This window comes from Alicyclobacillus macrosporangiidus CPP55, assembly GCF_000702485.1.
GTDB lineage: Bacteria > Bacillota > Bacilli > Alicyclobacillales > Alicyclobacillaceae > Alicyclobacillus_H > Alicyclobacillus_H macrosporangiidus_B.
In genome coordinates this window covers 259,079-274,500 of the sequence record NZ_JNIL01000001.1, presented here as the reverse complement: position 1 = coordinate 274,500, position 15,422 = coordinate 259,079, and the positions used below count along the sequence as shown (strand labels likewise).

The 15,422-nt window shown below is 58.7% G+C and carries 13 protein-coding genes and 1 pseudogene; 2 read left to right on the top strand and 12 right to left on the bottom strand.

Going from position 1 to position 15,422, the window contains the following annotated elements:
- Nucleotides 1-52 precede the first annotated feature (52 nt).
- The 4 genes and pseudogenes from istB to N687_RS24575 form a co-directional block, all read right to left on the bottom strand.
- Nucleotides 53-814: an IS21-like element helper ATPase IstB gene (gene istB / locus N687_RS0101465; RefSeq protein WP_029420176.1), complete on the bottom strand. Its 762-nt coding sequence runs from the start codon at nucleotides 812-814 to the stop codon at nucleotides 53-55.
- Nucleotides 814-2,271 (bottom strand): IS21 family transposase, encoded by a 1,458-nt coding sequence (istA, locus tag N687_RS0101460; RefSeq protein WP_231493564.1) that lies wholly within the window; start codon nucleotides 2,269-2,271, stop codon nucleotides 814-816. The genes istB and istA overlap by 1 nt, the downstream gene beginning before the upstream one ends.
- A 134-nt stretch (nucleotides 2,272-2,405) precedes the next feature.
- Nucleotides 2,406-3,695: pseudogene (locus tag N687_RS0101455) on the bottom strand (DDE-type integrase/transposase/recombinase); the annotation flags it as partial.
- A gap of 56 nt (nucleotides 3,696-3,751) precedes the next feature.
- The gene (locus N687_RS24575) at nucleotides 3,752-4,243 is read right to left on the bottom strand and encodes a DUF6431 domain-containing protein (RefSeq protein WP_081841060.1); all 492 of its coding nucleotides are present in this window, start codon (nucleotides 4,241-4,243) and stop codon (nucleotides 3,752-3,754) included.
- A 776-nt stretch (nucleotides 4,244-5,019) separates the two neighbouring features.
- On the opposite strand from N687_RS24575, the gene N687_RS0101450 reads away from it, so the two are divergent.
- The gene (locus N687_RS0101450) at nucleotides 5,020-6,495 is read left to right on the top strand and encodes an IS5 family transposase (protein ID WP_029420173.1); all 1,476 of its coding nucleotides are present in this window, start codon (nucleotides 5,020-5,022) and stop codon (nucleotides 6,493-6,495) included.
- Nucleotides 6,496-6,725: 230 nt separating this feature from the next.
- Here the strand turns inward: N687_RS0101450 and N687_RS0101445 are convergent, their stop codons facing one another.
- The 3 genes from N687_RS0101445 to N687_RS0101435 form a co-directional block, all read right to left on the bottom strand.
- Nucleotides 6,726-7,652, bottom strand: coding sequence for an MFS transporter (locus N687_RS0101445; RefSeq protein ID WP_197029183.1), 927 nt, complete (start codon nucleotides 7,650-7,652; stop codon nucleotides 6,726-6,728).
- A 51-nt stretch (nucleotides 7,653-7,703) separates the two neighbouring features.
- On the bottom strand, nucleotides 7,704-8,357 hold the full coding sequence (locus tag N687_RS22735) for a nucleotidyltransferase domain-containing protein (RefSeq protein ID WP_081841058.1): 654 nt from the start codon (nucleotides 8,355-8,357) through the stop codon (nucleotides 7,704-7,706).
- Between the two features lie 413 nt (nucleotides 8,358-8,770).
- Entirely contained in the window at nucleotides 8,771-9,001 is a 231-nt protein-coding gene (locus N687_RS0101435) for a cold-shock protein (protein WP_419670147.1), read from the bottom strand.
- Nucleotides 9,002-9,324: 323 nt separating this feature from the next.
- Between N687_RS0101435 and N687_RS0101430 the strand changes: the two genes are divergently transcribed.
- Entirely contained in the window at nucleotides 9,325-9,651 is a 327-nt protein-coding gene (locus N687_RS0101430; protein WP_029420170.1) for a hypothetical protein, read from the top strand.
- A 146-nt stretch (nucleotides 9,652-9,797) separates the two neighbouring features.
- On the opposite strand, the gene spo0A is transcribed toward N687_RS0101430, so the two are convergent.
- From spo0A to N687_RS0101405, 5 genes are all read right to left on the bottom strand, one after another.
- Nucleotides 9,798-10,592, bottom strand: a complete 795-nt coding sequence (gene spo0A, locus N687_RS0101425) for a sporulation transcription factor Spo0A (RefSeq protein WP_029420169.1) — start codon at nucleotides 10,590-10,592, stop codon at nucleotides 9,798-9,800.
- A 247-nt stretch (nucleotides 10,593-10,839) separates the two neighbouring features.
- Complete coding sequence (gene spoIVB / locus N687_RS0101420; protein ID WP_051662851.1) at nucleotides 10,840-12,168, bottom strand: SpoIVB peptidase; 1,329 nt, start codon at nucleotides 12,166-12,168, stop codon at nucleotides 10,840-10,842.
- Nucleotides 12,169-12,307: 139 nt separating this feature from the next.
- Complete coding sequence (recN, locus tag N687_RS0101415) at nucleotides 12,308-14,005, bottom strand: DNA repair protein RecN (RefSeq protein ID WP_029420167.1); 1,698 nt, start codon at nucleotides 14,003-14,005, stop codon at nucleotides 12,308-12,310.
- Between the two features lie 22 nt (nucleotides 14,006-14,027).
- Nucleotides 14,028-14,870, bottom strand: coding sequence for an NAD(+)/NADH kinase (locus N687_RS0101410; RefSeq protein WP_029420166.1), 843 nt, complete (start codon nucleotides 14,868-14,870; stop codon nucleotides 14,028-14,030).
- A gap of 22 nt (nucleotides 14,871-14,892) precedes the next feature.
- A complete protein-coding gene (locus N687_RS0101405; protein ID WP_029420165.1) occupies nucleotides 14,893-15,405 on the bottom strand; it encodes a hypothetical protein in 513 nt (170 codons plus the stop codon).
- Nucleotides 15,406-15,422: the final 17 nt, after the last annotated feature.

Sequence of the window (15,422 nt, the reverse complement as noted above, 5' to 3'; positions counted from 1 at the left end):
GACCACCCCTGGCGTAGCGATTCTGGTGCCTGGCGGAGGTCTGACATTCCCGTCACAGCTCGGCTGCCGCTCGTCTTTGGCTCTCTCGGAACCTGTAGGATTCGCCTTCAAACAGCAGGATGTGGGAGTGGTGGGTCAGTCGGTCGAGGAGGGCTGTCGTCAGCGTCGCGTCGTGGAACACGTCCGTCCATTTCGCGAACTCCAGGTTCGTCGTGATGAGGATGCTGCCCTTCTCGTACCGCTCCGCACAGAATTGGAACAGTAGTGGCCCACCTTGAGTTAAGGATACATACCCTAACTCGTCCAAGCAGACCAGGTCGTACTTGTCCCACGTCCGAAGGTATCTGGGCAGTCGGTACTCTGACTCTGCCTGTAAGAGCTCCTGGACCAGCTGCATGACGGTGATGAACCGCACTCTGTAGCCCGCTGAGATGGCGGCCAGCCCGATGGCTATCGCGATGTGTGTTTTGCCCGTTCCACTGGCCCCCATACATATCACGTTTTCCTTCGCTCGAATGAAGTCTCCCCCCGCTAGGTGTACAATCCGCTGCTTCTGCAGCGCCGGAATCGCGGCGAAATCGAACTCCTGCAGGGTCTTGTGGGCAGGGAACCGTGCCTGCCCCGTGTACGTCTGCAGCCGACTGGCTTTCCGTGACTCCATCTCCTCGGCGAGGCAGGCGGCAAGGTACTGGACGGGGGAGTGGTTCTGCACCCCCGCCTCCCTCGCCAGCGCCGCGTAAGCCTTGCGCAAACCCGGCATCTTCAACTCCTTGCAGTAGATCTCCACCATGGCTGCGTGTACATCGTCAGACATCAGTGAACCACCCCCTTCGTCAGTGCGTCGTATCTGGACGGATTGGGCTGCGCGAGGCGATACATTTGCAGACTGCCTGGCACGGTTCCCGCAGATTCCGGTGAGGTGTGAAGAAGATGCCGCTTGATCTGGTCAGCTGTGACGACATCCGGCCCGATTTCCTCAATGGCCTGCAGAATGTCCTTCGCCGGCCAGACTTGGTGCAGCATGAGGATGGCTACGAAGTCCTTGTATCCATCCGGTCTGCTGTTCGCCATCCGGACCCGGATGCGTTGGTACACCTCTGGTAACTGCCGGACGACCGCCGCGTGCGTGGCGGCATGTGGTTTGTAAGCCAAAACCGGCAGATAGTGTCCGAGGTCCATGATGGTCTGCTGACGCTCGTGGCTCCTGGGGTGGCTGGCCACCACCCGTTCCCTGTCGAGCACCTCAATCCGCTCGGCATACACCCTCAGCAGCAGCGTCTTGCCCACGTACATGCTGGGGACGGAGTAGCGGTTGTGGTCAAAGCTGACGAGACACAGCTTGTTCACCGTGACGGGCCGTGTGGTGGCGCAACGGTGAGGGCGCTCCGGCAGCGCACGCAGCCCCGCCCGCTCTTGCTCCCAAGCGGACCACCGTTTGCCACGCTCTTTCTCGCACCACTGAAGAATCAGGTCGTTCAGGGCATCCAGGTCGGCTACGTCAGGAACGGGAACACACGTATGACGGCGGACGTAACCCACGCCGTTTTCTACGCTGCCTTTTTCGTGTGGTTCACCGGGGCGGCAGAATTCGCTGTCGAACAGGTAGTGAGCACGCAGGTTGGACAGCAGCACGTGCTCCTCGCGGGCGGGGCCAACCAGGATCTTGGTGACCGCGGTCTTGGGGTTGTCGTAGCGAACACTGCGCGGCACGCCGCCGAACCATTCGAACGCGCGGCGGTGACCCTCAAGGAACGCTTCGATCTTCTCCGTAGAGAAGGCACAGGCAAAGATGACGCCGCTGTACCGCAACCGCATGACGAACAGGCTGATCTCCGTCTTCTTGCCGTTTATCTTCACAACGACTCGCCCAAAGTCGGCCTGTGCCAGCTCACCGGCGTCAGAAGTCAGCGGGATATACACCTCCTGCCTGCGTTTCCTCAGCCTGCTTACCCAGTACCGGACGGTGGATTCAGCCGCGGTGAACTCCTTGCCGTACTCCTCCTGCAGCCGATCGTAAATTCTTGAGGACACATACCGCTGTTTCTTGGGGGCTCCCGCCTTCTCCTCCTCCTTAAGCCAGGACTCGATGACGGGGATCCATCGTTCCATCGCTGGGCGGGAGCGGGGTTTGGTCAATCGATACTTGGGGATATCAGCGTCGGCCAGTATCTTGCGTACTGTTTGTCGCGACACTTGGCATTGCCGGCTGATTTTACGTATCGACCACCCGTCCACATAGTACCGCTTTCTGATATACTCCTTGTCGACCATCTCGAGCACATTCCTTTCCTCCTGCCCCCAGAGTTCGGACCAAACTCCAGGGTACAGGAAAGAGGTGCCGGGGTGGTCAACTTTTTGGTTGTCAATGTACCCCCACGTGGTCAACTTTTACGTTATCAAACACACTCATGCTGTTTTTGCGCAGCGCCCAGCAGCCTGGAGGCGTCTGCTGGTTGGGGCCTCAAGTGTTCCGGCAACTTGGGTCGTTTGCCAGCCCGCTCACCGATGACCATGGGGCGAGCTTTCCACGGTTCATATCCCTCGTACTCGATGGTCACCTCGCTGATGTCTGCCGGATCGTAAATGACGTCCACCGTGCAACCGATGAACGACAACCCCACCTCATACTTCCGGTCCATGAAACTGATGCACCCGGATTTGTCCACTTTGCGCGTCTCGGCATGCAGGAAGGCGTTGGCGAGGACCTCCGGCTCGACAAATCGCAGCGCCTTACGGTCACTACGGTACGCCGTCTCTGGGCTTATGGACTGATTGTCTGTGGAAAGCGCGGCGTGCGGCTTGTTCTGGTAGCATTCCGACAGCCATACGGAGAACTTCTGATTCAGTTCTTCCAGTGTCTGCGGTTTGTCCAGGGCAATCTCGCTGAGAAATGAATCGACCGTCCGATTGAATTTCTCTACCTTGCCCTTACTCTCGGCAGCGTACGGCTTGGTGTAGAGGAGCCGTATCCCAAGCTTGGAACAGGTCCGGGCCATCCAACGGGTTCGGTACTGTTTTCCGTTGTCGAAGTACACAGAATCCGGGGCGCCGTATTTCTGGATGGCTTGGCGAAAACAATCTTCCACGATGGCCTGGTCGAGGGTGGGGTAGAACTCGGCATGGAGTACGTACCGCGTGGCGTCGTCCAGGAACACGACGAGGTAGACCTGTTTCCTTGCGCCGCCAGGCCCGATGGGCAGATACGGGCCGAACTTGATGTCCGACTGCCACAATTCATTTCGATGCCGGCGCTGAAACCGGCGGGCGGCTGTACCGGTTGCGGCGTACATCCGCATCTGACGGGAGCTATACCCTCGCTCTGCCAACTTCTCCTGCAGGGTGCTGCGCTTGATCTGGCCCGGCTTTGCATACCCCTCCCACTCAAGGATCTGAATGATTTGGGAGATGCTGCGCGTGGGAACCTCCCGTCGCAGCAAGATGGCCTGTTCCAGAAGCGACTCCGGGATGGCGTCTGGTCTTTGATACACTTTGGCTTTTGGCTTGAGGCCCTCGAAACCTTCCTTGCGGTACTGGGCCAGATACCGACGAATGGTTCGTTCTGAGAGACCCGTTTGTGCGCAGATCTCAGCCCTGATCTGTCGCGCACGGCCTGCATCCAGGCCATCTGCAAGCAGCCGAGACAGCATCTGCACCCGATTTGCGGCGATTTCCTCCGCCTTCCTCGAATCTTTCATGCCAACCACCTCCATTTTGGTAGGGTCAGCATGAACGTACAGTGACGAGACGCGGATCAACACGCCGAACGGGTATGTCTCCACAAATGTAGATTTGCAATCGGTCGGACAGCACGCGCCAGCCAACCGGGATGATGCCCAACAACCCGTCCGATTCGATGGAGTGCGGTTTGTGGATGAGCGGACGAACTCTCCACAGTCCACTGGAAGCGGCCAGCGATGGACTCCAGGCAGCCGGCGGCATATGGGGCAAAGACCTCAAACCACTGACGCCAGCGCCGCAGCGTTGATTCCTCAACGCAGGCAGGCGTCGCCTTATCCGTGACAGCATCCTCAATGACCTGTGCCTCGTGGCGGCGATAGGGAACCAGAAAGCTTGGCAGTTCGTGGTGGATCTTGTTGCAATCCCGGCAGCGCAGTCGGCGGATGATGAGTTTTACCTTGTTGCCGGAACTCTGAACCCAGGTCCTTTTCCGACTCCCGATGACGCGAAGCTCACCTTGGCAACAAGGGCAGGGGACATTCTCCGCACTCCGGACAAAAAACACCGGCGGTGTGGCTTTCAACAAGCTTAAAGTTTGATATACTGACCATATCCGAGTGATGGGACGCCCCTTGTGATGCTGTTGGCGCAGCACCACGTAAAGAGGGGCGTCTTTCCTTTCCTAGGATATGGCCATTTTACTCAGCAATTTTCGGACAGGCAATAACGTCAGCTTTCGGCCATTTCGAGATGGCCAAAACACAATTGCTTTGTCTCCACCTCTCCGTATCTTTTCCCAGTCATTATCGGATACTGGGGTGTTTCCTTCGATCACTCCCATATTTCTCACTTGCGCCGCTCGCCAATTATCCAGATCAAAATGGAAGCTAAAAAATACTCGCCTGGCCATCTCTGATACCCCCCATTTCTTTTCCGGCTCAACGTGATATGTGAATCGTAAAATAAGTTACGACGACGACCGTAATCAGTAGTGCTCCGTAAAATATCACTAGAGTTCGAGAGAACATCACCCCAATCCAGGATGCCACCTCAGATTCATATGGATGTACATCCATAGAGTAATCTGTGGTTTCATCGGTTCTCGACCGAACGGCGTCATATAGCTTCCGAAATAGCCTTTCTTGGCGAAGGAAATACCCGTCCAGAATCCAAAACATTATCGCCGGTATATAGGTCAATAGCACATACAGCTTGGAAGTAGGGTCTGCTGAACGGTTGATAAGCCCAGTAGCAACAAGGATTACTGGCCTTTCGTGACGAAATCTCATGCGCGGATTTTCGCTGAAATTCGTCAAAATCCTTGCACCTGAGGGGCTGCCAGTGTATCGACCGACCGAACGACAGATGCTGCTTCCAGATGACTTCTTCCTGCCGTTTGGCGGGAAGTTGAACAAGGAAAACCGCTGGGTGAAGCTCGCCCAGATGATTCCGTGGTGGAAAGTCGAAGAGCACTACGGAGAGCGCTTTAAGTCCTGGACGAAGGGACAACAAGCGTACTCCGTACGTGTAGCACTTGGTGCACTCATCATCCAGGAACGTCTGGGTCTGAGCGACCGCGAAACGGTCTGCCAGATCACGGAGAACCCGTATCTGCAATACTTCATCGGGCTGCCTCGTTTTCAGGAAGAGCCACCGTTTCATCCGTCGTTGATGACGCATTTTCGGAAGCGGCTGGGTCCAGACGTGTTGAGTCAGGTCAATGAATGGATCGTGATGGAGCAGGCCGAGCGCGATGATGATGCGGATGACCGAGATGATGCAGGTCCAGGGCATCCGGGTGTGAATGCCGCTTCCAAGCCCAGGACAAAGGCGCAGACAACCGCGAACCAAGGTAAGCTCCTGCTGGATGCCACATGCGCGCCGGCGGACATCTCCTACCCGACCGACCTGTCCCTTCTGAACGAGGCCCGTGAGAAATTGGAGAAGATGATTGACGTTCTGCATGCGGTACGTGAGCGTGGCAAGCGCAAGCCGCGCACCTATCGGGAGAAGGCGCGTAGAGCGTACCTGGCAGTGGCAAAGCAGCGTCGCGTGAGCCCGCGCACACTGCGCAAGGCGATCGGAAAGCAGCTGCGGTTCGTCGCACGGGACCTGCGCATCATCGGTAAATTGAAGGAGGAAGTCGGGCTGGGAGCCCTGAGCGCTCGGCAGTATCGTCAGCTGTTGGTCATCCAGGAACTGTATCGTCAACAGGAAGAGATGTACCGTAGGAAGACCCGACGCATTGAGGACCGAATCGTCAGCATTTCACAACCCCATGTGCGACCCATTGTTCGTGGCAAGGTGCGCGCCAACGTGGAGTTTGGTGCGAAGGTGGCAATCAGTGTGGTGAACGGGTACGCAAGGCTGGAGCGGCTGGACTGGGACAGCTTTCACGAAGGCAATACCCTGCAGGCGGCAGTGGAGGCCTACCGGGAGCGGTATGGCCATTATCCGGAAGCTGTGCTGGCCGACAGGGCCTACCGGAGTCGGGAGAATCTGCGTTACTGCAAAGAGCATGGCATTCGCCTGAGTGGACCTCCGCTGGGTCGGCCTTCGAAGACGGCGCGGGCAGAACAGGCACGGATTGAGAGACAGGACGCAGCGGAACGAAACGAAATCGAAGGGAAGTTCGGCGAAGGCAAGCGTCTGTACGGTCTGGGTCTGATTCGGGCGCGTCTGCGGGCAACGAGCGAGACGGTTATCGCGCTGCAACTGCTAGTGATGAACTTGGAGCGGCGACTCCGCCTTCTTCTGTACCTTGTTCTTACGTGGCTCCAACAGGCCCTAACTTCACCTGCGCTGGCGAACTCGTGAACCGTTCAGCAGACCCTAAGTACACCACCTACGGGGTTGCTGCCAACACCAGGCGCTGGCCCCTAAGGTGGCCATCGGGCCAAACGACTGCCAACACCCTGCGCGGTGTCAACATCAGATGTAATCTCCCCAATCACAGCGGATCACGATTCCCCAAAATCACCGGCGTGATTTCCTCAATATCAAACGTAGACGCTCCTTCGACCCCCGGATCGCTTTCTATCCTCTGCTTATACGTTGAGGGACTGAATGTTTTCTGTTGTGACACGACAGACCTGCGGTTCTAACAAAGGGAGAAGCGCGACGACAATGAAGACGAGGCCTCCAACCGTGGCAACCGTCTGGTAGCCGAAAATTTCAGCCAACGGTACAGCCAGTATCTCTCCAACAGGTATTGCTGCGTAAGATCCAAAGTCGTCAAAGGCACATACGCGTGAGAGTTTGTCTTTCGGAATGGCTTGCTGGAGTGTGGTATCCCACCCGATTCCGGAGATCGTCTGTCCCGCACCAGCGAATGCCGTGGCGATCAATAAGTAAGGTAATGCATAACCTTGGCCAAGAACAATCATTGGTATGCCGCTGACAGCGACGGCTAGCATGCTGTCCCGGAGGGGACGCCGCAGTTCGAACCTCAACATGGCTACGCTTGCGACTAAAAGACCGACTGACTTGACACCAAGCGTCAGCCCCCAACCAGCAGAACCAAACGTGTTCTCGGCCATAATCGGTCCAAGGACTTGCCACACCCCCATTTGGACTGCGTTCATCAAGGCAAATCCAGCAGTGATCGACCAAATCCAACGGCGATGTCGGAAGTACGCCCAGCCTTCACGCATCTGTTGAAGAAGCGAGCTATCGGTCATTGAAGGACGGGAAGGAATATGGACTCGAGTCAGGCAAAGGGCTGAGATGAAGAAGCTGACAGCATCTATCGCAATCCCCCAGCCGCCACCGACAGTCGCAACCAAAACGCCGGCGATTGTTGGTCCGACGATCTTGGCCGCACTACTCGATGTGTTGAGCAGAGAATTCGCCTGCTTGATATCTTTGCTGTCGACTATCTCCGGGATGATTCCTCTCATAGCCGGAGAAGCAAAGGCTGCCAATACGCCGTTTGAAATCGCCAATGGAAAAATCAGATACGAATTCGCTCCCATAAGGACGATCGCACGAACCATCGGAATCTGGAACTGGAGAGTGCCCCTGTTTCAATCAGAGTTTTCAGCATGTGCTCGTGGGTACCCTCCTTTATCGTTTCCACCCATCTTGTAAATTGGGCTCTCCATCATCTTCTGAAGTTGTTCAATCCATGTAGTGTAGGGCACATGTCGCTTCAATGCTTCTACTAGCCACTTCTTAGCCCCAGCTTCCAAATTCGGTGCATGATTGCGGAAATCCAACTCGTCCTTGGACCGTGGACTCTTTGCTTTAAAAAGAAGTTGCCACTCACGAGCTACGAACGGGCGTCCACTGAGATCGCGTCGTGAAAAGCGCTCGTACGCCATCCAGACCGTTGGATCACGGCGAAACAGCACCCTGTCTCCCACTTTATCGATCAAGAGCACTTCTATTTGGGTACCAGCTTTTGAAAAATGTAGTTCGTGTCTCGGTGGCAATGTATCTCGTTCAGAAGAGCACGTGACAAGGCGATGTTCCCCTGGAATAACCACCTTGCAGTCCCAGCCTTGAAAGTAACTCAAGAGTGATGCCACATCGTCTCGAAAGACGCAAACGTCTACATCGTGATGTTCGCGGGTCACATGGCCTAACGACAAATCCAGTGCCCAACCACCAACAATGAACCACGGTCGGCCAAAGGTCTCCATGACTCGTGTAATCTCGGCTAACGGAGTGAAGTCCATCCAGTGAACCTCCTCAGACACATTCCCAGTTCGCTGTATCCATGGTCAGGCTTGCAGAGAACGTCTACTCGCCCAATTCCCACGTAATGGGGCACCTACCACACGAAAAGAGGACGAGCTCCCACCTCGTCCTCCGCTAGACGCACCTTTCCTTCAGCCAATCAAACCTCGTTCCAACAAATACTCCGCCAGAAGAACCGCACCTTTTCCTGCGCCCATCTTCGTGTTGTGTGACACCAACATATACTTGACGCCGCCAAGTACCGGATCCTCCTCCAATCGTCCAACACTCGTCGTCATCCCATCGCCACGCTCACGGTCAAGCCTAACCCGTTGGCAATCGGCTCTCCCTGCCTCGTGTTCGACCGCCCGGAGTAACGCCGTGCCGCTCCCGCCGTCCCAACGCGTTTCGGTTAGTCCTCCAGGATTTCGACATCGGTGGCAGTCCGTCTTTGACTGTCACCGATGTGTGGGTGTTCGACCAAGTTGAATGAGACTTTCTGACCTTCCTTGAGAAAACGAAACCCAGTAGGAAATCTTTGAGGGTCTGGTCGAATCTCTGTGTAGTGGACAAAGACATGATTTCCGTCCTGTCCGTCTAGCATGATGCGACCGTAGCCTTTATCCTCCTTAAACCACTTCACTATCCCTTCTCTTCTCTGCACCGTTCTAGCCCCCCTGTGGCGTTGTTTGCCCCAGGTGTACCCCCATTTGTCCGCAATTGGGTCGTCGGCACACCGGGAAATCGAATGACGTGTCCAGCATGCGGATAATCCAGATGAACATATTCATTTCGGAAACTCATGTTCACTTAACCGGCTCACACCATCCGCCGACTCTACGGAACACATGTGGCACGCGTACTCGTCTTCGACAAATCCTGAGGCTTGTATAGAAGTTTTCGCCTGATAACAATATGGTTATAGGTTCGCAGTATCATCGCATGAGCATACAGGAGGAGGCGCACATGTTCGTAAAAGTCTATCGATACCGACTTCGACCGAATTGTTGGGATGATTATGTGACCATTCAGGCACAAGCTACCGAAGTCTATCGGCGGTTCATTGACTATCAGACGATGTATTTACGAAGGAATCAGGATTCTAGTGAAATCATTGAGCTCAATTTCTTTCCGGACGAACAAAGCTATCACACCGCCATGGAATTGGTGAACAAGGAGCCGCACATCCACGCTCTGTTTGCCAGATTCAAAGATGTGCTGGCAGAGGGTACAGAGATTGAAGAACAGGAGTACACGCAGGTTCTGCTCAATCCGAGTTCCAGGTCTATGTAAATTGGTCATGCGCTCGAAGCGAGGGTGGCAAAAATGAATATGCCGAGAACCACGACACATAGAGGCCGTGGTTCTCTTGTGTTTGACGCAACGGTTCATCGAACAGCCGTAAAAGAGCCCTCCACAGACCGTCGTCCCGCAAGGAATTACCCGATCTTGTACTCCATCCTCAGCTTGTCGGCGATCATGGCGATGAACTCCGAATTGGTGGGCTTCGTCTTGGAGGCGCTGACCGTGTATCCGAACACGTTGCGGATCGCATCCATGTTGCCTCTTCCCCATGCCACTTCGATGGAATGGCGGATCGCGCGCTCCACTCGAGAAGGGGTGGTCTTATACCGTTCCGCGATGCGGGGGTACAGGGTCTTCGTGACCGAACTGAGGATCTCGACATCGTAAAAGACGATCCCGATGGCTTCGCGCAGGTAATGGTATCCCTTGATGTGGGCGGGTACCCCGATCTCATGGATGATCTGGGTGATGGCTGCGTCAATGGACCGGCGCTGCGCGGCCGCCAGGTTGATCTGGCGGTCCAACGGGAACGTGACGCCAGGCACTGCGGTAGGCGCCACCTGCGCCTCCTGGGTCACTTGGCGGATGCGCTCAATCAAAACAGGCATGTCGAACGGTTTGAGAATGAAATACGACACCCCCAGCTCCATGGCGCGCCGCGTGACGGTCTCCTGCCCGAAGGCGGTCAGCATAATGACTTTCGGAAGACGTTCCATCTCCTCAACCAGCCGCTCCATCACACCGATGCCATCGAGCACCGGCATGATGATATCGAGTACCAATACATCCGGCGACTGTTCCCGTATCAGTTCCAGGACGTCGTTTCCATTGTGCGCCACCCCGCAGACCTCCATGTCGTCTTGCGAGGAGATGAACTCATTCAGTATTTCAGTAAACTCCTTGTTGTCATCCGCAATGAGAACTTTCAATACACCCACGGTGGTGCCTCCCCCTCGGCGTCAGAAATCACGCTACACCTAATTCGACGGCAAGGGGTCATGTCCTGCCATTTCTTATGGAATACTTTTCGCCTCCGAGCCCATTTTTTCGACACCCTTCGACACGCGCCCTCGAGTGCTGCAACCGGTCGCGTGCTCAGCGTGCTCCCTCAGTCACAGCGAAAACCGGGGGAACGGTCCCCCGGTTCCGTGACGCCGGCCCTCGGTTAAAACCCAGTCAACCCCGCTGCGACGAGGCTGTCAGGCCATAGGCGGCCGAGCTTTCCGCAGGATCCCTGTTTGAACCACGGCCAGGGGATGCTTCACACTTTTGCAGCATCCAAGCGGCGTACACCCCGTATCCCCGCGTGGGATCGGACACGAACACATGGGTCACCGCCGCCGCCAGCCGCCCGTCCTGCAGCAGCGGACTTCCCGACATCCCTTGCACAATCCCGCCTGTCATCCGCAGCAGCCGGGGGTCCGTGACGTGGACGACCAGGCTCTTCGTTCCAGGGCGATCCTGGTGCGCCACGTTTTCAATCTCCACGTCAAAGGCTTCCACCTGCTGCCCGTGGACCACCGTGAGCAACTTGGCGGGTCCGGGATGAACCTGTTCCGGGAGGGCCACCGGCACTTCCTTGGCGAGATAGGAAAACCGCGGCGGCGCATCCATGTCGCCGAACACCCCGAATTCGGTGTTGACATCGATGTGCCCGATCTCTTGGACGGATGCCAAGAAACGCCCCTGCTTCTCCCCGGGATGGCCCGCGGTGCCGCGCACGACGCCGGTGACCTCCGCCTCGTACACCGAACCCCAGCCTTCGATCGGCTGACCCGTGTCCACGTCCGTGATCAGGTGACCCAACGCCCCGAACCGGTGGTGGTGCGCATCATAAAAGGTCAGCGTGCCGACACCCGCCGTCTTTTCCCGCACCAACAGCCCTAGACGTCGGTAGCCGTCCGGTCCCGTCGCAGGCGTCAGGACCACTTGCAGGTGTTCAGTGCCGCGGCGAACCGACAGCCGGACGGGCCCCTGCACAGCATTGGCTTCCCGGCGCAAATCCCGGGCCTCGTGCACAGGTTTCCCGTCGATCCGCTCGATCACATCGCCGATCCGCAAGGCCATTCCCGGCGGGCTGTGCCTGTCCACCCGCTGAAAGCCGACGACAATCAACCCATTGCTGTGCAGGCGCACGCCGATCGATTGGCCGCCGACGAGGACGCGTTCCTGCGGTACGACATGTACGTGGAGAGCCTTCCAGGGGAGAAATCCGAATAGACGAGTGGAGATGATGGCATCCCCCAACTCCCGGGGGGTGACCTCGAGATCGGTCTCATGCCCGCGCGCTAAAACAGGCTGTGCGCCGACCACGCGGGTGTCGGACGAGACCACCACCGCCTTGCACGGCAACCGAAGCGGAAGAATGGTATGTTCCCCTATGGGAACGTGGATCTCGCCGGGCAGGCTTGCCAATTGCTGTACCGGCGGTGTGAGGCACAACAAGCTGAGCGCCGCCGCGCAGAGCTTGCGCACGTGACTGCTGCAACGTCGGCCATGCCGCATCTGTGTCAGCGCCCCCCTTCGTGGCACCCCCTGAGCATTCCGGTGCTTACTAAGGTGCCCCCGCGGGAAGGCTTTATGATGCACAAAAGTTGTGCGATCCGCTCGCCTGCGCCACCTGAGCCGGATCCCGGCAGACGCGTCAGTTCTGCAGATGCCGTTCTAACAATGCGCGCGCATGTGCCACGGCCGTCTCATCGGCCGCACCTGCGCCGATGAGGCGCGCCAGCTCCCGAATACGCCCCTCCACGTCGAGCAGGGAGACGTGGGTGATGGTGTGCGTCTCCGTCTCCACCTTGACGATCTCGAAATGCTCCGCAGCCACGGCGGCAATCGGCGCGGCGTGCGTCACACACAGCACCTGGTGCCGGCCCGCCAGGCGGGTCATCTGCTCGGCGATCGCCAGCGTCGCCTGGCCGCTGACCCCCGCATCGATCTCATCGAAGATCAGCGTGTCCACCTCGTCGACGTCGGCCAACGCAGCCTTCATCGCCAGCAGCGTCCTGGACAGCTCCCCTCCGGAGGCCACCTTCTGCAGCGGTTTGAGTTCTTCGCCCTTGTTGGCGCTGAACAAAAACTGGACGTGATCGGCGCCGTCCGCTCCAAACCCTGTGCCGTCGCGCGCGGTCTGCCGGTTCACCGCAATCTCGAAGCGCGCCGAGGGCATGGACAGCGTCCGCAACAGCGCCTGAACCTCGGCGGCCATCCGGCGCGCTGTCTCCCGCCTGCGCTCGTGCAGCCGGTCGCAAGCCTCGGACAGGCGGCGCTCGCAAGCGGCCAGCCGTGCCTCGAGTTCAGCCGTCTCCTGTTCGTGGTTGACCAACCGGTTGTACTCTTCCCGTATCTCTTGCAAATATGCCAGCACATCCGTCTCCGTCGCGCCGTATTTCCGCTCCAGCGCCCGGATCTGGGCCAGCCGTTCCTCGACGCGGTCCAGTTCCGCAGGGTCCGCCTCCAACCGGTCGAGGAACCGGCGCACCGCGTGAGCCGCTTCCTCTGCGTGCACCTGGGCGGTCTCCAACAACTCCGCCGCGTCCTTCATCCGCGGATCAAAGTCGGCTGCGGCGGCCACCTCCCGCGCCGCCTCCGCCATCAGGGCCACCGCGCCAGGGGCGTTTCGGTCCCCGCCCATCAACGCCGCCACCGCCGTCTGCAGGGATGCCGACACGCGGTCGACGTGCTGCAGCAGGAGCCGCTGTTCTCTCAGTGCCTCCTCCTCGCCGGGCCGCGGGTTCACCCGCTCGATCTCCTCCATCTGAAACCGCAGCATGTCGATGCGGCGTACCCGTTCCTGTTCATCCATGCGCATCCGTTCCAGCGCCCGCCGCACCTGCGACCATTCCGCGTACAGCTGCCCGACCTCGGCGAGGAGGGATTGATGGTTGCCGTACAGATCGAGGGCCCGCTTCTGCTCCTCGGCCTGAAGAAGGCCGTGATGTTCGTGCTGCCCGTGCTGTTGCACCAACAGGGACCCGAGCTCCCGGAGCATTTGCACCGTCGCCATGTGCCCGTTGATTCGGCAGACCGATCGGCCTCCCACGTGCACTTCCCGGGAGATCAGCAGCTCCTCTTCGGCGTCGATCCCCCACTCGGACAACCGCTGAACCACGCGCGGACGGACCGCGTCTGACAGGTGAAACAAGGCCTCCACGCGCCCGCTGTCGGCCCCCTTGCGGACCAACTCCGCCGACGCCCGCCCGCCCAAGAGCAGTCCGATGGCATCGAGAAGAATGGATTTTCCAGCGCCCGTCTCCCCGGTGAACACGGTGAGCCCTGGGCCGAGGCGCAGATGCGCTTCGTCAATCAGCGCGATCCCCTGGATGGACAGCTCCGACAGCATCCGCGTCTTCCCCCTTGAATGGTCAGTGGTTGTTGCCGCCGTGCAACTTGCTTCGCAGCACGTCAAAGAACTCCCGCTTTCCGAGTTTGACGAGCACGGTGCGCGCCCGCGACTCCTGGACCACCACCTCGTCACCCGGACAGAGCGTCACCCCAACCTGCCCGTCCATCGTCATTCCGACGTCCCGGTGGGTGGCGTGGACGACAAATCGCACCCGTTGCCGGCTGTCGATCACGCACGGGCGAGCGACCAGGGTGTGCGGGCAGATGGGCGTGATGAGCATCACTTTCAATTGCGGCATGAGGATGGGTCCGCCGCAGGAGAGGGAATAAGCGGTCGAACCGGTGGGGGTGGAGACGATCACCCCGTCCCCGCTGTAGGAATCCACAAATACGTCGTCCACGTACACGTCCACCGTCACCATGCGTGCGAACGACCCTTTGGCGATCCCCACGTCGTTCAGGCCGATCAAGGTCTGCTCGGTTCGCCCGCGACGGATCAGCGATGCCTCGAGCATCATGCGCTCTTCGAGGGCATAGTCGCGGGCCGCCACGCGCCGTACCGTGTCCTCCAGATTCGCCGGTTCCGCCTCGCTCAGAAACCCGAGATGCCCGGCGTTGATGCCGAGCAGCGGCACCCCCAACGGTGCCAGCTGTCGCGCCACCCCCAGGAGCGTGCCGTCCCCGCCGAGAACAAACGCCAGCTCCGCTCCGCGCAGGGCATCCGGATCCGCATCCGCGTGCCGATGCCCCGTCTCGAAGCACAGCGTGCGCAATCCTGCAGCGCACAAGAGCTCTTCGAGACGGGCTTTCATCTCCACCGCCCTCGGTTTGTCCGGGTTGACAAAAACGGCGATGGTCCGCACACAATCCCTCCTGTCCAGGCGCTCACACCCCGTGGAACAAGGCGAGGGCGGCGAGCATGCCACCGAGGAACCACAGGCTTCGGTTGACCATCCTGCGCCATCGAAGCGACGGGGGATGCGTCAGCTCGAAGTCCACGTGGTGCACCTGCTCTCCGTCCACGTCCATATGCAACAGCCCGTGCACGCCGAACGCCACGGAAACGGGGTACCACTCGGCGCGCAGCCGGGTTTCTGTCACCGCCTCCGACCGCGCCCGGGCGAGGATGACCGCGAAATAACGCGCCCCCTGGCGCACGATGAAATCGGCGGTCAGCGGCCATTGATAGTGTTCGGTCCCGTAATAACCGTGCCATTCACATTGCGGGTGCACAGCGACGATGGTGTATCCGTTGTCCTCCAACCAACGTCGAGCCGCCTGATAGTGCCCTTCCAGGGGCACCTGGCTGGCCCGACCCACCCGGTGTAGCAGCGAACGGAACACCGCCACCGCGAACAGGGCGCAAAAGAGGATCGCCCACACATCTGTCCTCTGCATCCGGACCGCCCCTTTGC